Genomic DNA, 24890 nt, shown 5'->3' on the forward strand with positions numbered 1-24890 from the left:
CGCCCCACCAGCGCGGCCCGGTGGTCGGCGTGACGATGACGACGACTGGAGTGACGATGAACGCGATGACCAGCACCCTGGCTCCCGCCGGCCTGGACGCCTTCGGAGTCGTCGCCCCGTCCGTCGAGGGACCGACGTTCCGCTAGTCGCCCCCGCGGGGACCAGCACGCCGCCGACGGACCAGCGGTCCGCCGCTCGCGGCGCGTGACGCCTCGGCGTCCGCCCCCGCCCGCCCCACCCGGCCACGCCCATCGTCACCATGACGTCGGGCGGAGGTCCCGCCTCCCGGCCCGCCCGACGGGTCGGAGGTCGCATCAATCCGCACTCCGGTCCCGACCGGTTCGACGATGAGGTCTCCCCATGTCGAGAACGCCCGCTGCAGCAGCGCGTCCGTCCACCTTCCGCGCCATCGCGCGGATCTACCCCTACGTCCAGCCCGCGATCGGGCGCATCGTGCTCGGCATGGTCGCCGCGATGGTCGCGTCGCTCGTCGCGCTCGCGATCCCGTTCGTCCTGCAGGCCCTGGTCGACGGGCCGCTGAAGTCCGGCGACCGTGGCCAGATCGTCCCCGCGGGCCTGGCGGTGCTCGGCCTCGGGGTGCTCGAGGCCCTCATGATCGCCGCGCGCCGTCGCCTGGTCCTCCGGCCGGGCACGTACGTCGAGTCGCGCATGCGGAACGCCCTCTACGCCAAGCTCCAGGACCTGCCGGTCGCGTTCCACGACCGGTGGCAGTCGGGTCAGCTGCTGTCGCGGTCGGTGTCGGACCTCAGCCTGATCCGACGCTGGTTGGCGTTCGGCATCGTGCTGCTCGTCGTCAACATCGTCACGATCATCGTCGGCTTCGGCGTGCTGTTCACGTGGAGCTGGCTGCTCGCGCTCATCTTCATGGTCGCGTCGATCCCGATCTGGATCAACGGCCTCGTGTTCGAGCGCAAGTACTCGGTCGTCGCCCGGCGCAGCCAGGACCAGGCGGGTGACCTCGCGACGAGTGTGGAGCAGTCGGTGCACGGCATCCGCGTGCTCAAGGCGTTCGGCCGCGGCCGGTACAAGCTCGACGAGTTCAGCGAACAGGCCGAGCAGCTCCGAGGCACCGAGATCGAGAAGGCCCGGGCCATCGCCGGCATCTGGCTGTGGCTCCTGCTCGTGCCCGACGTCGCGTTCGCACTGTGCCTGCTCGCCGGGATCTGGCTGGCGTCGCAGGGCCACCTGACGGTCGGGGAGCTGTTCGCGTTCTTCTCGGCAGCGGCGGTCCTCCGGTTCCCGATCGAGTCCATCGGGTTCCTGCTGTCGATGACGTTCGACACCCGGACCGCGGTCGATCGGTTCTTCGAGGTCATGGACTCCGAGAACACGATCCAGGACCCGGAGCGCCCGCGCACGATCACCGACCCCCGTGGTGCGTTGACGTTCACCGACGTGCACTTCCGCTACCAGGACGCGCCCGCGGGCACGCCGGACCTCGTCGACGGGGTGGAGCTCGTCCTGCAGCCGGGCGAGACGATGGCGCTCGTCGGGCTCACCGGGTCGGGCAAGACGACGTTGCTCGCCCTGGTGCCGCGTCTGTACGACGTCACGGGCGGCTCGATCACGATCGACGGTGTCGACGTCCGCGAGCTCACGCGCGAGGAACTGCGGCACCGGGTCGGCGTCGCGTTCGAGGACGCCACGCTCTTCAGCGCCTCGGTGCGGGACAACGTGCTCCTCGGCCGCCCGGACGTCTCGGGGGACGAGGCCGAGGCCCTGCTCCGCGAGGCGCTCGACGTCGCGCAGGCGGAGTTCGTCGACCGGCTCCCGGACGGCGTCGACACCCGCGTCGGCGAGGAGGGCCTGAGCCTGTCCGGCGGGCAACGGCAGCGGCTCGCACTGGCCCGGGCGATCGCCGCCCGACCGAGCGTGCTCGTGCTCGACGACCCGTTGTCGGCGCTCGACGTCGACACCGAGGCCCGGGTCGAGGCGGGACTCCGACGCGTCCTCGCCGAGACGACCTCGCTCATCGTCGCGCACCGCCCCTCCACCGTGACGTTGGCCGACCGGGTCGCGCTCATGCAGGACGGGCGCATCACCGCCGTCGGGACGCACCACGACCTGATGGCCACGAACGACCACTACCGCTACGTCATCTCCTCGCTCGACGAGGACGACGCGACCGCGCGAGAGGAGGCACTGGCATGAGCGACCCCCAGCGGACGTCGGCCAGGCCGGACGCCCCCGGCGAGCCCGAGGACGAGTACCAGACCGAGTTCGAGGAGCGGGCCCAGCCCGCCACGGACACCGCACAGCCGGGAGGCCCGGCCGCCGCCGTCACCGCGGCCGACGACGGGCAGCCGGTCACCGCCTCCATCACCGTGCGCGGTGTGCGCGGCGAGGAGCGGGAGCACTTCACGAAGGCCGAGAGCCGACGGCTCCGGCGTCGGTCGCTCGCGCTCATGCGCTCGCTGCTCGGACCGCTCCGGCGCGACCTGTGGACGATCGCGATCGTCGTGGTGGTGTCGACCGGCGCGCAGGTGGCCGGTCCGACCCTCATCGCGTACGGCATCGACAGCGCGCTGCCGTCGGTGCTCCACCGACAGGACTGGCTCCCCGCGTACCTCGTGGTGGCCGGCTACATCGTCGTCGCCGTCGCGGGCGCGCTGCTCACCGCCTGGTACACCGTGCTCGCGGCGAAGATCAGCCAGAAGATCCTGCTCGACCTGCGCAAGCGCGTGTTCCTGCACACCCAGCGTCTGAGCCTCGAGTTCCACGAGACCTACACGTCCGGGCGGATCATCTCGCGCCAGACGAGCGACCTCGACTCGATCCGCGAACTCCTCGACTCCGGGCTGAACCAGCTCATCCAGGGCGTGCTCTACATGGTGTTCACCGCCATCGCGCTCGTGTCGCTCGACCCGACGTCCGGCCTCGTGCTCGCGATCGCCCTCGTGCCGCTGTGGTTCCTGACCCGGTGGTTCCAGAAGCGCTCGCAGCAGCTGTTCCGGGCGACGCGTGTCACGAGCGCCCGGGTGATCGTGCACTTCGTCGAGACCATGACGGGCATCCGGGCGGTGCAGGCGTTCCGCAAGGAGTCCCGCAACCGCGACGAGTACGCCGGGTACGTCGAGGACTACCGCGCCGCGAACGCCAAGGTGTTCAACCTGTTCGGGACGTTCGATCCGGGCCTCGTGCTCATCGGCAACGCGACGCTCGCGGCGGTCGTCATCATCGGCGCGTTCCGCGTCGTCGATGGCTCGCTCGAGATCGGCGCCCTGCTCGCCGTCGCCCTGTACGCCCGGCGGTTCTTCGACCCGGCCGAACAGCTCGCGATGTTCTACAACGGGTACCAGTCGGCGTCCGCTGCGATGGAGAAGATCTCGGGCGTGCTCGAGGAGGAGCCGAGCGTGCCGGACCCGGTCCGGCCGCAGCACCTCGCCCAGGCGAAGGGCCGCGTCGACTTCGACGACGTCGTGTTCGCGTACAACGCCGAGACGGTCGTGCTCCCCGAGTTCGACCTGCACATCCCGGCCGGTCAGACGATCGCGCTCGTGGGGTCGACGGGCGCGGGCAAGTCGACGCTCGCGAAGCTCATGGCGCGGTTCTACGACCCGTCACAGGGCTCCGTGCGGCTCGACGGCATCGACCTGCGCGATCTCGACCCGCGGGACATGCGGCGCGCGATCGTCATGGTCACGCAAGAGGCGTACCTGTTCTCGGGGTCCGTCGCGGACAACATCGCGCTCGGCAAGCCGGGGGCGTCACGGGCCGAGATCGAGCGGGCGGCGAAGGCCGTCGGCGCCCACACGTTCATCGAGGCGCTGCCCGACGGGTACGACACCGACGTCAACAAGCGCGGTGGCCGGGTGTCGGCGGGCCAGCGGCAGCTACTGTCGTTCGCCCGGGCGTTCCTGGCGGACCCGCGCGTGCTCATCCTCGACGAGGCCACGGCGTCGCTCGACATCCCGAGCGAGCGGCTCGTGCAGGAGGGTCTCGAGACCCTGCTCGCCGACCGCACCGCCGTGATCATCGCGCACCGGTTGTCGACGGTCGCGATCGCCCACCGGGTGCTCGTCATGGAACACGGGCAGATCGTCGAGGACGGCACGCCGGACGACCTCATCGCGGGGACCGGCCGGTTCGCCCAGCTCCACGCGGCCTGGCGGGACAGCCTGGTCTGACCGGCCGGCCCCGGTCCCGCCGGCCCCGCGCCGGCCGCTCCGGTCCTCCCGCCGGCCCGGTCCTCCCGCCGAGATCGCAGAACACGCCGCTCACGTCCTCATGTGAGCGGCGTGTTCTGCGATCTCGGCGACTCCGAGGACGGCGCGGGGGCGGCGCGGGGGCGTCCCGGGACAGGGCAGGATGGTCCCCATGAGCGACGGTGCCCGACCGACCACGACCCGACCGGACCGGACGGGAGGCCCGGCTGCGGCCCTCCCGATCGGCGTGCCCTGGTACGGCGCCCCGCTGCCCGTCGCCGTCCGCCGGTTCTGGCGCGGCTACGTGGTGCTGCGGGGCCGCGCGAGCCGCAGCGAGTGCTGGTGGTGGCTGCTCGTCGCGGCGCTGGTGGGTCTCGTGTTCGGCATCGTGGCCGGGATCGTCTTCGGAGCCACCGTGGCCACGCTGCCCTCGGGCACGACCACGAGCGGCGTCCCGGACGGGCCCGTCATCGCGATCGTCGTCGTCGTGGCCGTCAGCGCGGTCTGGGGCCTCGCCACGCTCCTGCCGACGATCGCGCTCGGGGTCCGACGCCTGCACGACACGGGACGCAGCGGGTGGTGGCTGCTGCTCGACCTCGTCCCGGTCGTCAACCTCGTGCTGCTCGTGCTGCTCGCCCTGCCGACCGCCCCGCGGGGCGACCGCTACGACCTGGAGGCCGGGCCCGCGACCGCCTGACGGCCGCGGCCCGGCGACCGGTCAGGCCGAGGCGGGGTGCAGCACGACCTTCGTCCAGCCCTCGTCGCGGGCGTCGAAGTGCCGGTACGCGTCCGGTGCCTGGTCGAGCGGCAGGTCATGGCTCACGATGAAGGACGGTTCCGCCTTGCCCGCGGCGATGAGGTCGCGGAGCTGCCGGTTGTACCGCTTGACCGGCGCCTGCCCGGTGCCCATGTGCTGGCCCTTGAAGAAGAACGTGCCGTAGTCGAGCGCGATCTGCCCGTTCTTGGCGAGCTCGTCCGAGGCGCCCGGGTCCTGCGGCAGGTAGACACCGACGACGCCGATGCCGCCCGTGAACCGCACGGACGCGATGAGGCGGTTCAGCACGAGGTTCGGCTGCTCGTTGCCCTCGGGGTCGTGTGCCTGGTACCCGACGGCCTCCACACCGGCGTCCGCCCCGAGCCCCATGGTCTGGTCGAGGACCGCCTGGACGGGGTCGACCTCGGCGTCGTTGATCGGGATCGCACCGATCGACTCCACCAGACGCAGGCGGTCCGGCTGCCGGTCGACGACCATGACCTTCGCGGCGCCCTTGATCGTGGCCGACAGTGCCGCCATCAACCCGACCGGGCCGGCGCCGTACACGACGACCGAGTCGCCCGGCTTCACCCCCGCGAGCTCGGTGCCGTGCCATCCCGTGGGGAAGATGTCCGACAGCATCGCGTAGTCGTTCTCCTTCTCGACCGAGTCCTCGCCGAGACGGAGTGCGTTGTAGTCACCGAACGGCACGCGGAGGAGCTCCGCCTGCCCGCCGCGGTACGGACCCATGTCCGCGTAGCCGTACGCCGCACCGGCCGTCTCCGGGTTCGGCTGCGTCGTCAGGCAGAAGCTCGACCAGCCGCGCTCGCAGTTCTTGCAGAAGCCGCAGCCGATGTTGAAGGGGAGGACGACGCGCTCGCCGACCGAGACCTTCTCGACCCCGGAGCCGACCTCGATCACCTCGCCGAGGTTCTCGTGACCGAAGACGCTGCCCGGCTCGATGTCCGTCCGGCCGTCGTACATGTGCAGGTCCGACCCGCAGATGTTCGTGGCGGTCACCCGGATGAGGATGTCGGTCGGCTTCTCGATCCGGGCGTCGGGGACGTCCTGGACGCTGACGTCGCGCGGTCCGTTGTAGACGACTGCTCGCATGGTGCTCCTCCTGTTCGTCGCCGGACGACGGGAACGCCCGGCCCCCCGGGACGGTACGCGCGGTGCAGGCCGACTCCGGTCAGGGTGTGTCCCCCACGAGCGGTTCAGGAGGGCGACCAACGCGCCCGACGCATGTCGACCCTCCAGGTCGGGGTGCCCGGCCGGAGCGGGGTCCCCTCGGTGCGCCAGTGCTCGAGGGCCCGGGCCTCGTGCTCGACGGGCGGCAGACCCCCGGCGCGGACGACGCGCCACCACGGCAGACCGTGGCCCTCGTGCGCCATGACCCGGCCGACCTGCCGCGACGCCCGAGAGCCGAGCACCGCCGCGACGTCGCCGTACGTCATCACCCGGCCGGGCGGGATGCCGCGGACCACATCGGCCACCGCGGCGCCGAAGTCCGTGCCGGGGTCTCCGGGCTCGTCCACCACCGGGTTCAGAGGGTCAGGGCGGCGAAGTGCTCCCCGTACTGGGTCTCGCCGATGACCTGGAACCCGATCGCGCGGAAGAACGGCTCGGGGCCGTCGTCGCCGGGCTCGAACATGACGGTGAGCCGGTCGAACCCGCGCGAGCGGGCTTCCTCTGCCAGGCCGTGCACGGCGAACCGGCCGACTCCGCGGCCCTGGGCCGAAGCGGCGACGTTGAGCCGCCAGATGCAGCTGCGGAGCTCCTCCTGGCTGTTCTCGGCGTCGAAGTTCCCCATGATGAACCCGACGACCTCGTCGCCGTCGAGCACCACGCGCGGCCAGGCCGTCGTCGGTCGGACGTAGGCCTCGGCGATGGAGTGCGACACCGGCTGGACGTACTGCTCCTGCCCTGGCTTGAGCGTGAGCGAGTTCGCCGCGACGATCGTCGCGGCGGAGAGGGGCTCGAGGCGGAGGTCCGTCATGCCGGTCAGGGTAGCGGTGCTCCTGCGAGCGGACCAGAGGGGCTGCCACGAGCTTCCGGAGAACCAGGACGCCCGGGCGTGGCGGGTCGGGCGATAGGGTCGGCCCCGGACGAACGGAGGAGCGATGGCCGAGCATCGACGCGGTGCCAACCTCCCGGCCATCGGCGGGTTCAACCGCACCGTGGTCCTCGACGCGATCCGCCGGAGCACCGACGGGCTGAGTCGCGTCGAGCTCGCCGACCGCACGGGGCTCAGCCCCCAGACCGTGTCCAACGTCACCCGGCACCTCATCGACGCGGGCATGGTCGTCGAGTCGGGCACCGTGGTCGCGGGCCGCGGCAAACCCCGCACGATCCTCCGACTCGAGCCCACCAGTCGGTACGCCGTCGGTGTCCACGTCGACCCGGCGGTCGTCACGAGCGTGCTCCTCGACCTCACGGGGGCGGTCGTCGCCGGGGCGAGCGTCCCGACGCCCTCCGCGGCGAACCCGGACGACGTCGTGTCGACGATGGCCGACGCGGTCGAGCGACTCGTCACCGACGCGGGCGTCGACCGCGCGGCGGTGCTCGGCGTCGGGGTGGCCTCGCCCGGACCGATCGACCCGGAACGGGGCGTCGTCCTCGACCCGCCGTTCCTGCCCCGGTGGCGGGACGTCCCGGTGCGCGACGCGCTCGCCGCGGCCACGGGCCTCCCGGTCCTGCTCGAGAAGGACGTGACGGCCGCCGCCGTCGGCGAGATGTGGCTGACCGACGAGGCGTCGGCCTGGAACTTCGCCTTCGTGTACTACGGCACCGGGTTCGGCGTCGGGCTCGTGATCGACCACGAGCCGCTCCGCGGATCGGGCGGGAACGCCGGCGACGCCGGCCACATCATGATCGACCAGGGCCTGCTGGCCGAACTGCCCGAGGGACCGGCCGCGCGCCGGATGTCGGACCGCGGCAGCCGGGGGGTCGGCACCGCGCCGGTGACGACCCGGGCCACCCGGTCGGGGGAGGGCCGGGCCGAGGTCGGCGACACCGTGACGCCCGAGCGCCTGGTCCGCTTCGGCGCCGCGGCCGGACTGGACATCGGCGCGCCCTGGGCGACCGGGGACGGCCCCACCGACGTGGCCGCGGTCGACGCCGCGTTCTCCGAGCTGTCGGCCCTGGTCGCGGAGGGCGACCCGATCGCGCGGGCGATCGCCGCGGCGGCCGGCACCGCGATGGGCCGTGCGGTCGTGGTCATCGTCAACCTGCTCGACGTGGACCGCGTCGTGTTCGGCGGACCCTTCTGGTCGCGCATCGCCGTGGAGGCCCTGCCCGCGGCCGCGCAGGCGATCGCGTCGTCGCCGGTCCTCGTGGCGAAGCACCCCGTCGTGGTCGAGCAGAGCGAGATCGACGAGGACGTCACCGCCGTGGGAGCGGCGTGTCTGGTGCTCGACACGACGTTGTCGCCCCGGGCCTCCACCCTGCTCATCGACCGCTGAGCGCCGCCCCGGCCGCCGGTCGGCCAGGCAGCCCCCTTTCCGCGAAATCGCACTCGTTGTCGCTCTGAGCGCGTGCTGAACGGCACCGAGTGCGATCTCGCGGGATCGGGGCGAAACGCACCCCCGTGGTGCTTGACAAGCATTAAGTCCATACGGTGGACTAATCGCGGACCGGGCAAGGGAGCCCGAAGCGTCCTGTGGAGCAAAGGAGCACCATGAAACGCCCTCGTCTCATCGCCGCGGTCGCAGCAGCAGCGGTCGCAGCCCTGGCCCTGGCCGGGTGCAGCAGCTCGGGATCCTCGAGCAGCGACACCATCAAGATCGCCTACCAGAAGTTCGGCAGCTTCCAGCAGCTCGACCATCACATGAAGGACGTCAAGGCGGCGTTCGAGAAGAAGTACCCGAACATGACCGTCGACCTGGTGCCGATCCAGGCGCAGGAGAACGACTACTACACGAAGCTCGCGCTCATGAACAAGGCGTCGGCCACCGCGCCCGACGTCATGTACGAGGACACGTTCCTCGTCAAGGCGGACGCGCAGGCCGGGTACCTCCTGCCGCTCGACAAGTACACGGCCAAGTGGAGCGACTGGAGCAAGTTCTACACGAACGCCAAGCAGGCGGGGCAGGGCGTCGACGGCAAGACCTACGGCGTCCCGATGGGCACCGACACCCGGGCCCTCTGGTACAACAAGGACATCTTCAAGAAGGTCGGGCTGCCCGTCCCGTGGCAGCCGAAGACCTGGCAGGACGTCCTCGACGCGGCGAAGACGATCAAGGCCAAAGACCCGAGCGTCATCCCGTTCCACATGTACTCGGGCAAGCCGCAGGGCGAGGCCTCCACCATGCAGGGCTTCGAGATGCTCCTGTACGGGGCGGACGGCAAGGGCAACACCCTCTACCAGAACAAGAAGTGGGTGACGGGCTCGAAGCAGTTCGTCGACGCGCTCCAGTTCGTCAAGGACGTCTACCAGGGCGGCCTCGGCCCGACACCGCAGCAGGAACTCGACCCGAACGTCGGCACGACCGTCGCGAACACGTGGCTGCCGAAGGGCCAGCTGGCGATCGACCTCGACGGTTCGTGGCAGTCCGGCACGTGGCTGAAGACCGGGACGGCCCCGTGGTCGCAGTGGTCGAGCGTGCTCGGTCAGGCGCCGATGCCGACGCAGAACGGCCAGGCCCCGGGCTACAACAGCATGTCCGGTGGCTGGACGCTCGCGGTCGGGGCGCATTCCGGGAACCCGCAGGCCGCGTTCAACTTCATCACGATGGCGTTGGACAAGCAGGGGTCGCTCAAGTACGACATCCAGAACAGCCAGATCGCGGTGCGCAGTGACGTCGCCGAGGACCCGACCTACGACGCGTCCAACCCGACGTTCAAGTTCTTCTCCGGACTCGTGGAACACACGAACTTCCGCCCGGCGACGAGCGACTACAGCCAGATCTCGAACGCCATCCAGGTGGCCATGGAATCCGTGATGACCGGGCAGCAGACGCCGAAACAGGCGGCAGCGACCTACGACAAGGCGGTGATCGGGGTGGTCGGTCAGGACCACACCGTCCAGATCAAGTAGGTGGGCCGGCCGGGAGGTGCGGTGCCAGCCCGCACCGCGCCTCCCGGCCCGACCCGGTCACCCCACCCCACCGGCCACGACCCAGCGAAGAGGCGGTACCCCGATGGCAACCCAGATCGCGCCGGCCCTGCCCGGCACCCGCGGACCCCGACGAACGGACCCGCCCCGGCGGCGGAGCGGACACGGCCTGCGCACGGCCGCACGGGCGACGCCGCTCGTGCCGGCGATGGTCCTCATCGTCGTGTTCCTGGTCGGGCCGATCATCTCGTCGTTCTACGGCTCGTTCACGAACTCCGCGCTCACCGGCGCGGCCGCGTCGAGCCAGCAGTTCGTCGGACTCAAGAACTACGTCGACCTGTTCCAGGACAAGGACTTCCCGAAGTCCGTGCTGCTGACGCTCGTGTTCCTCGTCGGCTCCGCGGTGATCGGGCAGAACGTGCTCGGCCTCGGCCTGGCACTGCTCATGCGGGAGGCGAACCGGGTGATCCGGGCACTCGTCGGCACCTTCGTGGTGGCCGCGTGGGTGCTCCCCGAGATCGTCGCGTCGTTCGCGGCCTACGCGTTCTTCAACGACAAGGGCACGCTCAACACGTTCCTGTCGATGATCGGGATCACCGGCGCGAACTGGCTCTACACGTACCCGATGATCGCGATCATCCTGGCGAACATCTGGCGCGGGACCGCGTTCTCGATGCTCGTCTACTCGGCGGCCGTGCAGGAGGTCCCGGACGAGATCACCGAGAGCGCCGAGGTCGACGGTGCCACCGGCTGGCAGCGGCTCGCGTACATCACCCTGCCGGTCATCCGGCGGAGCATCTCGACGAACCTCATGCTCACCACCCTGCAGACCCTGTCGGTGTTCACCCTCATCTACGTGATGACCGGTGGCGGCCCCGGCACGAACAGCTCGACCCTGCCGATCCTGGCGTACCAGGAGGCGTTCAAGTTCTCGCAGCTCGGGTTCGGGACGGCCATCGCGACGATCCTCCTCATCGTCGGCGCGGTCTTCTCGATCGTGTACATCCGGGCGCTGAAGCCGGAGGTGGACTGACCATGGCCATCACGATCGACCAACCCACGGCCACCGCGCCGGGGAACGCGCGCACGGGTGCCCGCGACCACGCCCGGTCGCTGCACATGACGAGCCCGGGGCACCGGACGATGCGCTGGGTGGCGAACGTCGTCCTGGCGATCGTCGCGATCTGCTTCGCCGTGCCGCTCGTCTGGCTCGTCCTCGCATCGTTCGACGCGAGCGCGACCCTGAGCGTCAAGCTGCCGACGCACTTCACCCTCGACAACTTCACGAAGGTCCTCACGCCGCAGCTCGCGTTCGTGCCGTTGCTCAACAGCCTCATCCTGTCGGGCGGGTGCGCGATCGTCACGGTCGTCATCGCGATCCTCGCCGCGTACCCGTTGTCGCGCTACCGGATGCGGGTCAACAAGCCGTTCCTGTACGGGATCCTGTTCGGGACGGGCCTGCCGATCACCGCGATGATGGTGCCGGTCTACAGCCTGTTCGTGTCGCTCAACCTCATCGACAACGTCGCCGGGACCGTGTTCTTCCTCGCCGCGACGAGCCTGCCGATGGCGATCTGGATGGCGAAGAACTTCATGGACTCCGTGCCCGTGCAGCTCGAGGAGGCCGCCTGGACCGACGGTGCCTCGATGATGGCGACGCTGACCCGGATCGTCGTGCCGCTCATGCGTCCGGGGATCGCCGTCGTGTTCATCTTCGTGTTCATCCAGGCGTGGGGGAACTTCTTCGTCCCGTTCGTCCTGCTGCTCTCGCCCGACAAGCAACCCGCCGCGGTCAGCATCTTCAACTTCTTCGGGCAGTACGGATCGGTGGCGTACGGGCAGCTCGCCGCCTTCTCGATCCTCTACTCCGTCCCGGTGATCGCCCTCTACGTGATCGTCTCCCGCGGCCTCGGCGGCGGGAACGCGCTGGCGGGCGGCATCAAGGGCTGACGCCCGGGAGGCCCGACCGCGATCCGTCACGGACCGCAGCCCCGCCACGCCCCGGCCCGTCCACCAGCGCCGGTCCCGCCACGACCGGATCCGTCACCACCGACCCCTCCACACGCACGCCCGTCACCAGGAAGGCATCCCCGTGCACCACGACGAACCCCTCGTCAAGAGCCGCATCGCCCGGCTCGTCCGCGACCGCATCGACCCCCACGTGCACCGCCGGACCGCTCCCGTCACGATCACGGCCTGGCAGGTGCCGGACGAACCCGTGCCGTTCGCCGAAGCCGTCGCGCAGCCGTCCGAGCCGTTCGCGATCGGCGACCCGTGGGGCGGCAAGCCGTGGGGCACGACCTGGTTCCACGTGACGGGGACCGTGCCCGACGACTTCGGCACCGCCGAGGGCACGAGCGTCGACCTCGTCGTCGACCTGGGGTTCAGCGCGCGACAGGCCGGGTTCCAGGCCGAGGGGCTCGTCTTCCGGCCCGACGGCAGCACCGTCAAGGCGATCGAGCCGCGCAACACCGCCGTGCCGATCACGGCCGGGCCCGGCGGTGCGGTCGACCTCTGGATCGAGGCCGCCGCGAACCCCGACGTCGGCGGGCACTTCGCGTACGACGCCACGCCGCTCGGATCGAAGCACACCGCGGGGAACGAGCCGATCTACCGCCTCCGGGAACTCGCATTCGCGGAGCGGGACGACGTCGTCTGGGAGCTGCAGCAGGACCTGTGGGTGCTCCGCGGGCTGCTCACCGAACTGCCGACGGACTCGACGCGCGGCGCCGACATCCTCCGCACGCTCGAGCGCGCCGCCGACGCGATCGACCCCGACGACGTCGCGGGCACCGCCGCCGACGCCCGAGCGGTGCTGCGCGACGTCCTCGACGTCCCGGCCTCGACGGCGTCCCACCGCGCGGTGGCCGTCGGGCATGCCCACATCGACTCGGCGTGGCTCTGGCCGGTCCGCGAGACCATCCGCAAGTGCGCCCGGACGTTCTCGAACGTGCTCGAGCTCATGGACCGCGACCCCGAGTTCACGTTCGCCTGCTCGAGCGCCCAGCAGTACGCGTGGATGCGCGACCACTACCCGGAGGTCTTCGCCCGCATCAAGGAGCGCGTCGCCGAGGGGCGCTGGATCCCGGTCGGCGGCATGTGGGTCGAGTCGGACACGAACCTCCCCGGCGGTGAGGCGCTCGCGCGGCAGTTCGTCGCCGGCAAGCGGTTCTTCATCGAGGAGCTCGGGTTCGAGCCGCTCGAGGCGTGGCTGCCCGACTCGTTCGGGTACACCGGCGCCCTGCCGCAGATCGTCCGCGCCGCGGGCTCCCACCGGTTCCTGACGCAGAAGCCGTCGTGGAACGAGACGAACGTCATCCCGCACACCTCGTTCCTGTGGGAGGGCATCGACGGCTCCCGGGTGTTCACGCACCTGCCGCCCGCCGACACCTACAACTCGGAGCTGTCGCCGGAGGACCTGCACCGCGGCGAGCGCCAGAACAAGGAGCGGGGCACCGCCGACGTGTCGATGCTGCTCTACGGCTTCGGCGACGGCGGTGGCGGTCCCACGCGGGAGATGCTCGCGGCGGCGCACCGGCAGCACGACCTCGAGGGCTCGCCGCGGGTGGACCTCGGCACGCCGGCGGACGCGTACGAGGATCTCGAGCGCCTGCTGCCGACGCCCGCGGTCTGGTCGGGCGAGATGTACCTCGAGTTCCACCGCGGCACCTACACGTCGCAGATCCGGACGAAGCAGGGGAACCGGCGGTCGGAGCACCTGCTCCGCGAGGCCGAGCTCTGGGCGACCACCGCAGCCGTGCGACTGGGGCTCGAGTACCCGTACGCGGAGCTCGAGGACGCCTGGCACACCGTGCTGCTCCAGCAGTTCCACGACATCCTCCCCGGGTCGAGCATCGCCTGGGTGTACGAGGTCGCGGAGGAGCACTACGCGGCCGTCGCGGCGACGCTCGAGGGGCTCATCGGCGCGTCGACGTCCGCGCTCGCCAACGGGGGAGCCGCCGCGCTCGCCGGGGTCGCCGCCTCCTCGACCGCGATCGCTGACGGTGCGGGCCCGCTCGACGCGCCGACCACCGCGGACGCCCTCGGCGTCGGCGGTGACGGGACGACCGGCGCGGTCGTGCGCTTCAACGCGGCGCCGGTCCGCGCGGAGGGGGTGACCGCGCTGGCTGGCGAGGTCGTCCCGGAGCCGGAAGCCGTTCCTCCCGTCCGGCGGGGTGACACGTGGGTGTTCGACACCGGTGTCGTGGTGGCGACGGTCGACGACGACGGGCTCGTGGCGTCCGTCGTCGACGCCGCGTCGGGGCGCGAGGCGATCGCCCTCGGCACCCGGGGCGCGCTGTACACGGTGTTCCGCGACACCCCGAACCAGTGGGACGCCTGGGACATCGACCGGTCGTACCAGCGGCACGCGACCGAGCTCGCGACGGCCGACACGATCGCGGTCGAGGGGGACCGGCTCGTCGTGACCCGTGCGTTCCACGACTCCACCGTCACCACCCGGTTCTCGGCCCTCCGCGGCGAGCCGGAACTCCACGTCGAGACCGAGGTCGACTGGCACGAGCAGCAGAAGTTGCTCAAGCTCGGGTTCCCGATCGACGTCAAGGCCGACCAGGCGTCGTCGGAGATCCAGTTCGGTCACATCGACCGGCCGACCCACCAGAACACCTCGTGGGACTTCGCGCGCTTCGAGACGAGCGCGCACCGCTGGGTGCACGTGGCCGAGCCGGGGTTCGGGGTCGCGGTGGCGAACGACTCGACGTACGGGCACGACATCACCCGCGTGACGCGGCCCGACGGCGGGACCACGACGCTCGTCCGTGAATCGCTCGTGCGTGGGCCGAAGTTCCCGGACCCGTCGGCGGACCAGGGTCGGCACGTGTTCCGCACGGTCCTCCGGGTGGGAGCGACGGTGCTCGACGCCGCCGACAGTGGGTACCGGCTGAACCTGCCGGTGCGCGCGGTCGCGGGGGACACCCCGGTCGAACCGATCGTCACCGTGTCGGACCCGGCGGTGTTCGTGGAGGCCGTCAAGCTCGCGGAGGACCGCTCCGGCGACGTCGTCATCCGCCTGTACGAGGCACGCGGCGGGCGGGCGACGGACGTGCTCGTCGACCTCGGGTTCCCCGTGGCCTCGGTCACGCGGACCGACCTGCTCGAGCGTGACCTCGCCGCTGGCGAGCCGGGCTCGGGTGCCTGGGGTGCGGACGAGCCCGTGACGCTGACGCTCCGTCCGTTCGAGATCGCGACGCTGCGGGTGCGGCGGGCCTGACGGTGGTCCCGGCCAGCCAGCCGGACCGGTCAGCCGGACCGGTCGGCCGGCCCGGCCGGCCCGGCCGACCGGGATCTCGGCGAAGACTCGGCGACCTCTCGGCATCCTTCTAGCACTCGACCTGCCCGAGTGCTAATCTGGTCACAGCTTGAGTCGATGCGACTCAAGTCCTCGATCACTCGACACGAAGGAGCTGATGACGATGGCCAACTTCGACCCGTTCCGTGAGCTCGACCGCATGGCGAGCAGCCTGTTCGAGAGCCGCGGTCCCCGTGTGATGCCGATGGACCTCTACCGCGACGGCGACCACTACGTCCTGAGCGCGGACCTGCCGGGCATCGACCCGGGCTCGGTGGACATCGACGTCGACGGTCAGCTCCTGACGATCCGCGCCGAGCGGACCGTCGGGGCCCCGGACGGCGCCAAGTGGATCACCCGCGAGCGTCAGTCGGGCTCGTTCCTGCGCCAGCTGACGCTCGGGCAGGGGCTGGACACGGCGCGCATCGCGGCGAGCTACGACAACGGCGTGCTCAGCGTCACGATCCCGGTCAGCGAGGCCGCCAAGCCCCGCCGGATCGAGGTCACGACCGGCAACCCGAGCGGCCAGACCCTCCGCGTCGGTGCCGGCGCCGAGGCCGGTCCCGCGGAACTGCAGTCCTGACGCACGCGAAGGGCCCCGACCATCGGTCGGGGCCCTTCGTCGTGCCCACCACTCCGGCGAGATCGCACTCGTTGCCGCTTTGGACCCGTGCCAAGCGGCAACGAGTGCGATCTCGCGGGTGAGAGGGGGCGGAGAAGGCGAAGGGCGGGGTCAGGCCCGGGCGTGCCGGATGACCGGGCGGGCCAGGAGGCCGATGAGCCAGGCGAAGACGGCGAGCACGAACGCGCCGACGATGCCCCACCCGAAGCTGTCGACCCGCAGACCGAAGCCGATCGAGGTCGAGATCCCGGCGACGACGAGCAGCAGGACGGCGTTCACGATGAACGACACGAGCCCGAGCGTCAGGATGTAGATCGGGAACGCGACGATGCGGATCAGCGTCCCGATGATCCCGTTCACGAGCCCGAACACGAACGCGACGAGCAGGTAGGTCAGGACGGTGGCGACGAGCCCCTGATCACCGAAGGCGTCGACGTGCACACCGGGGACGATGAGCGTCGTGAGCCAGAGGGCGACGGCGTTGACGACGAGTCGGACGAGGAATCGCATGCCCCCATACTGCCCGCGGTGACCGCCCTGCGCCGAGGGCCGGACGGTGTGCGTCGCTAGGCTGACCGGGTGACCCAGCAGCCCGTCCGCCTCCGTCCCGAGATCGCGGCGCTCCCGGCCTACCGACAGGGCCGTCAGGCGCCCGGCGACGCCTTCAAGCTCTCGAGCAACGAGAACCCGTTCGACCCGCTGCCCGGCGTGGTCGAGGCCGTCCAGCGCCAGACCGCGTACAACCGGTACCCGGACGCCTCGGCGATCGCGGTGCGGGCGGTCCTCGCCGCACGGTTCGGACTGACGGTGGACGAGGTCCACGTCGCGTCCGGCAGCGTCGCGATCCTGCACGAGCTCGCCAAGGCCGCGGCGGGCCCGGGTGACGAGGTCGTCTACGCCTGGCGGTCGTTCGAGGCCTACCCCGGACTCGTCACGGTCGCGGGGGCCGAGAGCGTGCAGGTCCCGAACCGGCCGGACGGTGGCCACGACCTGCCGGCGATGGCGGCCGCGGTCACGGAGCGGACCCGCATGGTGATCGTCTGCTCGCCGAACAACCCGACCGGGCCGATCGTCACGGGCGCCGAGTTCGCCGCGTTCATGGAGTCGGTGCCGACCGACCTGCTCGTGGTCCTCGACGAGGCCTACGCCGAGTTCGTGACGGACCCGGACGCCGTCCGCGGCGCCGGGCTGCTCGAGCGCTACCCGAACCTCGTCGTGCTCCGGACGTTCTCGAAGGCGTACGGGCTCGCGGGCCTCCGCATCGGCTACGCGCTCGGCCCGGCGTCCGTGCTCGACGCCGCCCGGTCGACCGCGATCCCGCTGTCGGTCACGGCGCAGGCCCAGGCGGCCGCGCTCGTGAGCCTGGAGCGCGAGCCGGAACTCCTCGAGCGGGTCGACCGCATCGCGGCGCTCCGGGACCGCGTGCGCGACGCCCTGCTCGACCAGGGCTGGCGCGTCCCGGTCGCGCAGGGCAACTTCGTCTGGCTGCCGACGGGTGAGCGCACAGCCGCCGCCGCCGAGGCGTTCGAGCGGGCCGGGATCATGGTGCGCGCGTTCGCTCCCGAGGGCATCCGGGTGTCGATCGGGGAGTCGGAGGCTGTCGACACGCTCTTGCGGACCGCCCAGCACGTTGTCGGGAGTCTCACGGAGTAGGGCCTCGCGCGGCCAGTAGGTTGGTCCGCATGCCTTCCCCCGCCGCGGGTCCCGCGACGACCACGATCCGCATCCTCGACCCCGACGGGCGGTTCGTCGAGGACGACACGAACGCCGAGTACGCCGCTGTCGCGCGGAACATCCCCGACGACGTCCTGCTCGGTCTGCACCGCGACATGGTCGTCACCCGACGCTTCGACCACACTGCGGCGAACCTGCAGCGACAGGGCCAGCTCGGCTTGTGGGCACCGAGCCACGGGCAAGAGGCCGCCCAGGTCGGGTCCGCGCACGCCCTGCGTCCGCAGGACCACGTGTTCCCCTCGTACCGGGAGCACGCCGTCGCCCTGACCCGCGGTGTCGACCCGATGGAGATCATCGGCGTGTTCCGCGGCAACGCCCACGGCGGGTGGGACCCGGACGCCCGGGGCAACACCCACATCTACACGCTCGTCATCGGCTCCCAGGCCCTGCACGCCACCGGCTACGCGATGGGGCAGCGGCTCGACGGCGTGGTCGGCACGGGCGACCCGGGGGTCGACGCCTGCACGATCGTCTACTACGGCGACGGTGCGACGAGCCAGGGCGACGTCAGCGAGGCGTACGTCTTCGCCGCGAGCACCGGTGCGCCCGTGGTGTTCTTCCTGCAGAACAACCACTGGGCGATCTCGGTGCCGGTGTCGGTGCAGTCGCCGACGCCGCTCGTCGACCGGACCCGCGGGTTCGGGATCCCCAGTGTGCACATCGACGGCAACGACGTCCTCGCGGCCTACACGACGACCCTCGCGGCCGCCGACGACGCCCGCGCCGGTCGCGGCCCCCGCTTCATCGAGGCCGAGACCTACCGGATCGGCGCACACACCTCCTCGGACGACCCGACGCGGTACCGCGGCGACGACGAACTCGCCGCGTGGGTCGCGCGCGACCCGATCGTCCGGTCCGAGCGTCACCTGCGGGCGCGCGGCGTGGACGAGTCGTGGCTCGCCGCGATCGAGGAGGAGGCCGAGGACGTCGCGGCCGACGTGCGACGCCGGACCACGGCCCTCCAGGTCCCGCCGATGGAGGCCATGTTCGACCACGTGTACCGCGAGGCGCACCCACGCGTCGCCGAGCAGCGCGCGTGGCTGCGCGCGTACGAGGCGGCCCACGACACCGCAGGAGGCGATGCCGCGTGAGCGGGACCGAGGAGCTCGTCGACTACACCCTGCGCACCCACCCGGGAGCGGGGGCGGTCCCGTCGGATCCGGCCCCGGTCCTCCCGATGGCGAAGGCGCTGAACGCCGGGCTCGCCGCCGCGATGGAGCAGGACCCGCGGGTGCTGCTCATGGGCGAGGACATCGGCACGCTCGGTGGCGTGTTCCGGATCACCGAGGGGTTGCAGGAGCGGTTCGGGTCGCAGCGCGTCATGGACACCCCGCTCGCCGAGTCGGGGATCATCGGCACCGCGATCGGCCTGGCGCTCCGCGGGTACCGGCCCGTCGTCGAGATCCAGTTCGACGGCTTCGTGTGGCCCGGGTTCGACCAGATCACGTCGCAGCTCGCGAAGATGGCGAACCGCCTGCCGGCCCACATGTCGGTGCCCGTCGTGATCCGGATCCCCTACGGCGGCCACATCGGCGCGGTCGAGCACCACCAGGAGAGCCCCGAGACGTACTTCGCGCACACCCCGGGCCTCCGCGTGGTGAGCCCGAGCACCCCGAACGACGCCTACTGGATGATCCAGGAGGCGATCCGGTCGGCGGACCCGGTCGTGTTCCTCGAGCCGAAGAGCCGGTACTGGCCGAAGGGGCAGGTCGACCTGGTCGACGGCGGCGTCCCGATGCACACGACGCGCATCGCCCGGACGGGGTCCGACGTCACGGTGGTCGGGCACGGCGCGATGGTGTCGACGCTGCTCCAGGCGGCCGAGATCGCCGAGACCGAGGGCACGAGCCTCGAGGTCGTCGACCTCCGATCGCTGTCGCCCATCGACTGGGAGCCCCTGCTCGAGTCCGCTCGTCGGACCGGCCGTGTCGTGATCGCGCAAGAGGCCTCCGGCTTCGTCAGTCTCGGCAGCGAGATCGCGGCGACCATCGCCGAGAAGACCTTCTACACGCTCCAGGCACCGCCCCTGCGGGTCTCGGGGTTCGACATCCCGTTCCCGCAGTCGAAGTTGGAGCACCTGCACCTGCCCGACGCCGACCGCGTGCTCGAGGCCGTGGACCGCGCGCTCGCCTACTGATCCTGTCCGAGCGCGGTTCCCTGGCCGCGCCGGCCCGACCGAGAACGGAGTCACCATGCCCGTCGCAGAATTCCCGCTCCCCGATGTGGGAGAAGGCCTCACCGAAGCCGAGATCGTGCAGTGGCGCGTCGCGCTCGGGGACGAGGTCAGTGTCGACCAGGTCCTCGTCGAGATCGAGACCGCCAAGTCGCTCGTCGAGCTCCCCTCGCCGTTCGCGGGGACGGTGACGCGGCTGCTCGTGGACGAGGGCGCCACGGTGGAGGTCGGCGTGCCGATCATCCAGGTCGACTGCCCGGTCGAGGTCGCCTCCGGCGAGGTCGGCTCCGGCGAGAGCGGCCCCGCCGGGGCCCGCTCGGGCGCCGGAGCGACCGACTCCGCGTCGGACGGCACCGCGGCGGGTGCTGCGGGCCCCGACCGGTCGGGAGGCACGACCGCGGTCCTCGACGCACCGACCGTCACGATGACCCCGCAGATCGCCGACACCGCGATGCCGCTCGGCACCGACGAGGCGTCGGGCGCGGTCCTCGTCGGCTACGGGTCCGCCGCCGGTGCACCGTCGCGCCGCCGGCCCGGCGCCCGTCGCGCTGCCGCCGTGGCCGTCGAGGCGGGGCGAGCGACCGCTCGGGCCGACCAGGAGGCCGCGCACGAGGCGGCTGCAGCGCGTCGCCCCGCGAGCGTGCCGGCCGCGTCGGCGCTGCCGGTCGTCGCCAAGCCGCCGATCCGCAAGCTCGCGAAGGACCTCGGTGTCGACCTGACCGCCGTCGTCGCGACCGGGCTCGCGGGCGAGGTCACGCGCGACGACGTCATCCGCTCCGCGACCCAGGCCACGGTGTTCCGCAACCTCGAGACCCCCGAGTGGGGCGACGTGCGCGAAGAGCGGATCCCGGTCAAGGGCGTGCGCAAGGCGATCGCGACCGCGATGACGTCGAGCGCGTTCACCGCGCCGCACGTCAGCCTGTTCGTCGACGTCGACGCGAGCCGTGCGATGGAGTTCGTCGCACGGCTCAAGACCTCGCCCACGTTCGCCGGGGTCAAGGTGTCGCCGTTGCTCATCATGGCGAAGGCGGTGATCTGGGCGGTGCGGCGGAACCCCACCGTGAACTCGACGTGGACCGACCGCGAGATCATCGTGCACCACTTCGTGAACCTCGGGATCGCCGCGGCCACCCCGCGCGGTCTCATCGTGCCGAACGTCAAGGACGCCCAGGACATGTCGCTGTTCGAGCTCGCGCAGGCGCTCGAACGGCTCACGCTGACGGCGAGGGACGGCAAGACGACGCCCGAGGACATGACTGCGGGCACGGTCACGATCACGAACATCGGCGTGTTCGGCATGGACACGGGAACGCCGATCCTCAACCCGGGCGAGGTCGGGATCGTCGCGATGGGCACGATCAAGCCGAAGCCGTGGGTCGTCGACGGCGAGGTCCGATCGCGCATGGTCACCACGATCGGCGCGAGCTTCGACCATCGTGTGGTGGACGGCGACGTCGCCAGCCGCTTCGTGCAGGACGTCGCGTCCGTCATGGAGGAGCCGGCGCTCCTGCTCGACTGACGGGCGACGTCCGGAGCGGCGACGTCCGGAGCGGCGACGTCCCGGGTGGCGGGGCCCGCGCCTCGGCGTCCTCGATCACGCCTAGGCTTGGACCACGACCGATATACCAGGTTTCGTCCTCGAGGAGTCGCCCATGTCCGCTTCGCCCGTGCCCTCGCCTGGACCCCGCTCGGGTCCCGACCGCTCCGGCCGACCACGACCCTTCCCGGCGCGCATCGAGCGTCCGTGGCTGGCCGTCGCGGTCACGATCGTGGTGGTGCTGGTGCTCCCGTTCGCCGTCCTCGCCGGGCAGGCGGTCAGCACCGGGTCGGGCGTGAACCCGCTGTCGTCGTCGCAGGCGCTCCTGCACCAGTCGGCGGGCGAGGGCGTGCTGCTGGTCGTGTTCGCGGTGATCGTGACCGTGTTCGGCGGGTGGCGTCGGGTGCTCGCCGAGAGCGCGTCCGCTCGCCCGTGGTGGGCGGTGGCGGCACTCGTCGCGTACGTCGTGGTGGCGGTCCTGACGTTCCTCGCTCCGGTCCGCTCCGGCGCCGCCGGGTACCTTGGTGCGCTCGTCGTCGCCGTGGTCGCGGTCGCGGTGGTCGAAGAGCTCGTCTTCCGTGGGATCCTCGTGTCGGGGCTCCGCCGGGCGACACCGGAATGGGCGGTCTGGCTGGTGTCGACCGTGGTGTTCGCCCTCATGCACCTGCTCAACCAGGGTGAGGCGGCGGGTGGTCTCTACCAGGTCGTGACGACCTTCGTGCTCGGCTCGGCCTGCTACCTGGCCCGACGCGTGACGGGGGCGCTCTGGGGCGCCGTGCTGCTGCACGCGCTCTCCAACGGGATCCTCGGGTTCCGCGGGCACGCCGCCGTGGGCGTTCCGCCGCTGCTCGTGGTCGCCGCGACGGCGGTCATCGTGGTCGCCGCGGTCATGGGGATGGTCGTCGCGCTCCGTCGCGCTCCGCAGGACCGGGTCCACACCAGCGGCAGGGCGACCCCGCGCTGAGCGCGTGGTGGCTCAGCGGTCCTCGACGTCCTCGATGTCGTCGACGTCCTGTTCGACATCAGCGAGTCGCTGCTGCCACACGATGCTCGCGGCCGCACCGCCGAGCACCTCCGTGGGCTCACGGTCCTGCTCCTGCGCGAGCGCGCTCCCGAGGCCGGCCGTGAGGCTGCCGCCCATGGCCCCGAGGGTCTCGACGACCTGTTCCTGTCGCGGCGTGAGTGGTTCGTCGACGAGTTCGGCGACGACCTCGCGGAGGTTCTCCTCGCTCGCGCGGAAGGCGTCCTCGTCGCCGGTCGTCATCGCGGTCGCCTCGCCCACCATGGCGAGCCCGAGACGCGCTGCGTCGTCCTGGATCCGTGTCACCCGTTCCGTCTGTGTCGTCTCGGGGTCGTCCTGGTCGATCCGTCCGTGCTCCTGATCCGTCATGCCGGGGACGGTACGCGCTCTCCATGGACGCGCGTCGGGTACCCGGCTGTCCCCGGAACGTGGCCGTCGCGTCGGTTGCGGACACGCGCGGCCCTCGCCCGGTTGGATGGACGGATGAGCCGATCCTCCCGTCATCCCCTCGGTGTCACCCTCGTCGAGGATGGTGCCAACGTCGCCGTGTTCTCCGCCACCGCCGACCGCGTCGAGTTCTGCCGGTTCGACGAGGACGGGACCGAGCACCGCACCGAACTCACGAACCGCACCGGGTACGTGTTCCACGACATCGTCCCGGACGTCGCCGTCGGCACCCGGTACGGCGTCCGCGTGCACGGTGCGTGGGACCCGGCGAACGGGCTCCGCCACAACGCCGCGAAGCTCCTGCTCGACCCGTACGCCACCGCGATCGACGGCGACTACGAGTGGGGCCAGGCGCTCTTCGGGCACAAGATGGACGCCCCGGACGAGATCGACGACACCGACTCCGCCAGCGCCATGCCGAAGTGCGTCGTGGCCGATCGGGCGTTCGACTGGGACGGCGACGCCCCGCTCCGCACCCCGCTGTCCGACACGATCGTGTACGAGACGCACGTCAAGGGGTTCACGAAGCAGCACCCCGACGTGCCCGAGGAGATCCGGGGAACCTACGCCGGCATGGGGCACCCCGCCGCGATCCAGCACCTCGTCGACCTCGGCGTCACCGCGGTCGAGCTCCTGCCGACCCACCAGTTCGTCCAGGAGGCGACGCTCACCGACAAGGGTCTGCGGAACTACTGGGGCTACAACACCATCGGCTTCCTCGCACCGCACAACGAGTACTCGTCGTCGGGCACCGCCGGACAGCAGGTGCGCGAGTTCAAGGAGATGGTGAAGGCCCTGCACGCCGCCGGGCTCGAGGTCTTCATGGACGTCGTGTACAACCACACGGCCGAGGGCAACCACATGGGGCCGACCCTGTCGTTCAAGGGCATCGACAACACGTCGTACTACCGGCTCGTCGAGGGCGACGAGGAGCACTACTTCGACACGACCGGCACCGGCAACAGCCTCAACGTGGCCCACCCGGCCGCCCTCGCGCTGATCATGGACTCGCTGCGCTACTGGGTCGAGGAGATGCACGTCGACGGCTTCCGATTCGACCTCGCGACGACGCTCACCCGCCAGGGCGGCGAAGCCGAGAAGTTCTCCGCGTTCCTCGACATCATCCACCAGGACCCGGTGCTGCGTGAGGTCAAGATGATCGCCGAGCCGTGGGACACCGCCGGGTACCAGGTCGGCGGGTTCCCCGCGGACTGGTCCGAGTGGAACGGGAAGTACCGGGACGACCTCCGCGACTTCTGGCGCGGCACCCCGGGGTCGCTCGGCGCCGCCGTCCAGCGCGTGCTCGGCAGCCCCGACGTCTACGAGGCGTCCCGCCGCTCCCCGCTCTGCAGCGTCGACTTCGTCACGGCGCACGACGGGTTCACGCTCGCCGACCTGACGATGTACGCCGAGAAGCACAACGAGGCCAACGGCGAGGACAACAACGACGGCGAGAGCGACAACCGCTCGTTCAACGGCGGCATCGAGGGACCGACCGACGACGGCTCGGTGAACGACTACCGGAACCTGCAGCGCCGGAACTTCCTCGGGACGCTGCTGCTGTCGACGGGCGTGCCGATGATCCTCGGGGGCGACGAGATCGCCCGGAGCCAGGGCGGCAACAACAACGCCTACTGCCAGGACGACGAGATCTCGTGGTACGACTGGGCCGCCGCCGACCGCGAGCTGCAGGCGTTCACCGCCTCGGCGATCGCGTTCCGCAAGGCGCACCCGGCCCTGACCCCCGAGTGGTACCGCGTCGCGCCGGAGCACGGCGTCGAGACCGTGCAGATCCTCCGCGCCGACGGTGAGCCGTTCGGCGACGACGACTGGGAGGACCCGCTCAACATGGCGGTGACGCTGCTGCTCACCGACGGCGAGGACGTCGTCGCGGTGCTGCTCAACGCGTCCGAGACCGTCGTCGAGTTCACGCTGCCGGAGCGCCCGGGCGGCGGCGACTGGTCCCTCGGGCTGTCGAGCGACGCGGAGCAGCAGGTCGAGGAGGGCGCGACGACGCTCCTGGTGCGCGACGCGTCCTTCACCGCGCTCGTCTGAGCACTGCGCGCGGGACC

20 protein-coding genes are annotated in these 24890 nt (G+C 71.3%); 15 read left to right on the top strand and 5 right to left on the bottom strand.

The genetic code is table 11. The annotated features are described in order from the left end of the window. Window positions 1–360: 360 nt before the first annotated feature. From DEI92_RS02350 to DEI92_RS02360, 3 genes are all read left to right on the top strand, one after another. Window positions 361–2172, top strand: coding sequence for an ABC transporter ATP-binding protein (locus DEI92_RS02350; RefSeq protein WP_111012193.1), 1812 nt, complete (start codon window positions 361–363; stop codon window positions 2170–2172). A 167-nt stretch (window positions 2173–2339) separates the two neighbouring features. Beyond that, on the top strand, window positions 2340–4148 hold the full coding sequence (locus DEI92_RS02355; protein ID WP_111009894.1) for an ABC transporter ATP-binding protein: 1809 nt from the start codon (window positions 2340–2342) through the stop codon (window positions 4146–4148). 190 nt (window positions 4149–4338) lie between these two features. Then, on the top strand, window positions 4339–4863 hold the full coding sequence (locus tag DEI92_RS02360; RefSeq protein WP_111012194.1) for a DUF805 domain-containing protein: 525 nt from the start codon (window positions 4339–4341) through the stop codon (window positions 4861–4863). A 21-nt stretch (window positions 4864–4884) separates the two neighbouring features. On the opposite strand, the gene DEI92_RS02365 is transcribed toward DEI92_RS02360, so the two are convergent. The 3 genes from DEI92_RS02365 to DEI92_RS02375 all read right to left on the bottom strand — a co-directional run bounded on the left by DEI92_RS02365 (window position 4885) and on the right by DEI92_RS02375 (window position 6919). After that, the gene (locus DEI92_RS02365; RefSeq protein WP_111012195.1) at window positions 4885–6033 is read right to left on the bottom strand and encodes a glutathione-independent formaldehyde dehydrogenase; all 1149 of its coding nucleotides are present in this window, start codon (window positions 6031–6033) and stop codon (window positions 4885–4887) included. Window positions 6034–6137: 104 nt separating this feature from the next. Further along, window positions 6138–6458, bottom strand: a complete 321-nt coding sequence (locus DEI92_RS02370; protein ID WP_181434597.1) for an MGMT family protein — start codon at window positions 6456–6458, stop codon at window positions 6138–6140. 8 nt (window positions 6459–6466) lie between these two features. Then, a complete protein-coding gene (locus DEI92_RS02375; protein WP_111009740.1) occupies window positions 6467–6919 on the bottom strand; it encodes a GNAT family N-acetyltransferase in 453 nt (150 codons plus the stop codon). 124 nt (window positions 6920–7043) lie between these two features. Between DEI92_RS02375 and DEI92_RS02380 the strand changes: the two genes are divergently transcribed. The 6 genes from DEI92_RS02380 (at window position 7044) to DEI92_RS02405 (ending at window position 15867) form a co-directional block, all read left to right on the top strand. Beyond that, complete coding sequence (locus DEI92_RS02380; protein ID WP_111012196.1) at window positions 7044–8384, top strand: ROK family transcriptional regulator; 1341 nt, start codon at window positions 7044–7046, stop codon at window positions 8382–8384. Window positions 8385–8599: 215 nt separating this feature from the next. Next, window positions 8600–9958, top strand: coding sequence for an extracellular solute-binding protein (locus DEI92_RS02385; protein WP_111009738.1), 1359 nt, complete (start codon window positions 8600–8602; stop codon window positions 9956–9958). Window positions 9959–10061: 103 nt separating this feature from the next. Further along, window positions 10062–11009, top strand: coding sequence for a carbohydrate ABC transporter permease (locus tag DEI92_RS02390; RefSeq protein WP_111012197.1), 948 nt, complete (start codon window positions 10062–10064; stop codon window positions 11007–11009). 2 nt (window positions 11010–11011) lie between these two features. Beyond that, a complete protein-coding gene (locus DEI92_RS02395; RefSeq protein ID WP_111012198.1) occupies window positions 11012–11926 on the top strand; it encodes a carbohydrate ABC transporter permease in 915 nt (304 codons plus the stop codon). 142 nt (window positions 11927–12068) lie between these two features. Continuing rightward, entirely contained in the window at window positions 12069–15206 is a 3138-nt protein-coding gene (locus tag DEI92_RS02400; protein WP_111012199.1) for a glycoside hydrolase family 38 C-terminal domain-containing protein, read from the top strand. A 202-nt stretch (window positions 15207–15408) separates the two neighbouring features. Then, a complete protein-coding gene (locus DEI92_RS02405; RefSeq protein ID WP_111012406.1) occupies window positions 15409–15867 on the top strand; it encodes an Hsp20/alpha crystallin family protein in 459 nt (152 codons plus the stop codon). Between the two features lie 150 nt (window positions 15868–16017). On the opposite strand, the gene DEI92_RS02410 is transcribed toward DEI92_RS02405, so the two are convergent. Then, window positions 16018–16416: a phage holin family protein gene (locus DEI92_RS02410; protein ID WP_111009734.1), complete on the bottom strand. Its 399-nt coding sequence runs from the start codon at window positions 16414–16416 to the stop codon at window positions 16018–16020. 69 nt (window positions 16417–16485) lie between these two features. Here DEI92_RS02410 and DEI92_RS02415 point away from each other — a divergent pair, with 69 nt between their 5' ends. The 5 genes from DEI92_RS02415 (at window position 16486) to DEI92_RS02435 (ending at window position 22314) form a co-directional block, all read left to right on the top strand. Beyond that, complete coding sequence (locus DEI92_RS02415) at window positions 16486–17559, top strand: histidinol-phosphate transaminase (protein WP_111012200.1); 1074 nt, start codon at window positions 16486–16488, stop codon at window positions 17557–17559. Window positions 17560–17588: 29 nt separating this feature from the next. Beyond that, complete coding sequence (locus DEI92_RS02420; protein ID WP_111009732.1) at window positions 17589–18731, top strand: thiamine pyrophosphate-dependent enzyme; 1143 nt, start codon at window positions 17589–17591, stop codon at window positions 18729–18731. A gap of 86 nt (window positions 18732–18817) precedes the next feature. Continuing rightward, window positions 18818–19777, top strand: coding sequence for an alpha-ketoacid dehydrogenase subunit beta (locus tag DEI92_RS02425; RefSeq protein ID WP_111012407.1), 960 nt, complete (start codon window positions 18818–18820; stop codon window positions 19775–19777). Window positions 19778–19832: 55 nt separating this feature from the next. Beyond that, the gene (locus tag DEI92_RS02430) at window positions 19833–21332 is read left to right on the top strand and encodes a dihydrolipoamide acetyltransferase family protein (protein ID WP_111012201.1); all 1500 of its coding nucleotides are present in this window, start codon (window positions 19833–19835) and stop codon (window positions 21330–21332) included. A 133-nt stretch (window positions 21333–21465) separates the two neighbouring features. Then, complete coding sequence (locus DEI92_RS02435) at window positions 21466–22314, top strand: CPBP family intramembrane glutamic endopeptidase (protein ID WP_111012202.1); 849 nt, start codon at window positions 21466–21468, stop codon at window positions 22312–22314. A 12-nt stretch (window positions 22315–22326) separates the two neighbouring features. On the opposite strand, the gene DEI92_RS02440 is transcribed toward DEI92_RS02435, so the two are convergent. Beyond that, a complete protein-coding gene (locus DEI92_RS02440; RefSeq protein WP_111012203.1) occupies window positions 22327–22740 on the bottom strand; it encodes a hypothetical protein in 414 nt (137 codons plus the stop codon). A gap of 114 nt (window positions 22741–22854) precedes the next feature. Between DEI92_RS02440 and glgX the strand changes: the two genes are divergently transcribed. Further along, a complete protein-coding gene (glgX, locus tag DEI92_RS02445) occupies window positions 22855–24873 on the top strand; it encodes a glycogen debranching protein GlgX (protein WP_111012204.1) in 2019 nt (672 codons plus the stop codon). The last annotated feature ends 17 nt before the right edge of the window (window positions 24874–24890 follow it).

Source organism: Curtobacterium sp. MCBD17_034 (assembly GCF_003234515.1).
Taxonomy (GTDB): Bacteria; Actinomycetota; Actinomycetes; order Actinomycetales; family Microbacteriaceae; genus Curtobacterium.

Bases quoted from the DNA above. Each gene is read 5' to 3' on its own strand.
- DEI92_RS02350 (WP_111012193.1), top strand. From the start codon at position 361: ATGTCGAGAACGCCCGCTGCAGCAGCGCGTCCGTCCACCTTCCGCGCC.
- DEI92_RS02360 (WP_111012194.1), top strand. From the start codon at position 4,339: ATGAGCGACGGTGCCCGACCGACCACGACCCGACCGGACCGGACGGGA.
- DEI92_RS02365 (WP_111012195.1), bottom strand. From the start codon at position 6,033: ATGCGAGCAGTCGTCTACAACGGACCGCGCGACGTCAGCGTCCAGGAC.
- DEI92_RS02375 (WP_111009740.1), bottom strand. From the start codon at position 6,919: ATGACGGACCTCCGCCTCGAGCCCCTCTCCGCCGCGACGATCGTCGCG.
- DEI92_RS02380 (WP_111012196.1), top strand. From the start codon at position 7,044: ATGGCCGAGCATCGACGCGGTGCCAACCTCCCGGCCATCGGCGGGTTC.
- DEI92_RS02385 (WP_111009738.1), top strand. From the start codon at position 8,600: ATGAAACGCCCTCGTCTCATCGCCGCGGTCGCAGCAGCAGCGGTCGCA.
- DEI92_RS02390 (WP_111012197.1), top strand. From the start codon at position 10,062: ATGGCAACCCAGATCGCGCCGGCCCTGCCCGGCACCCGCGGACCCCGA.
- DEI92_RS02395 (WP_111012198.1), top strand. From the start codon at position 11,012: ATGGCCATCACGATCGACCAACCCACGGCCACCGCGCCGGGGAACGCG.
- DEI92_RS02405 (WP_111012406.1), top strand. From the start codon at position 15,409: ATGGCCAACTTCGACCCGTTCCGTGAGCTCGACCGCATGGCGAGCAGC.
- DEI92_RS02410 (WP_111009734.1), bottom strand. From the start codon at position 16,416: ATGCGATTCCTCGTCCGACTCGTCGTCAACGCCGTCGCCCTCTGGCTC.
- DEI92_RS02420 (WP_111009732.1), top strand. From the start codon at position 17,589: ATGCCTTCCCCCGCCGCGGGTCCCGCGACGACCACGATCCGCATCCTC.
- DEI92_RS02425 (WP_111012407.1), top strand. From the start codon at position 18,818: ATGGCGAAGGCGCTGAACGCCGGGCTCGCCGCCGCGATGGAGCAGGAC.
- DEI92_RS02430 (WP_111012201.1), top strand. From the start codon at position 19,833: ATGCCCGTCGCAGAATTCCCGCTCCCCGATGTGGGAGAAGGCCTCACC.
- DEI92_RS02435 (WP_111012202.1), top strand. From the start codon at position 21,466: ATGTCCGCTTCGCCCGTGCCCTCGCCTGGACCCCGCTCGGGTCCCGAC.
- DEI92_RS02440 (WP_111012203.1), bottom strand. From the start codon at position 22,740: ATGACGGATCAGGAGCACGGACGGATCGACCAGGACGACCCCGAGACG.
- glgX (WP_111012204.1), top strand. From the start codon at position 22,855: ATGAGCCGATCCTCCCGTCATCCCCTCGGTGTCACCCTCGTCGAGGAT.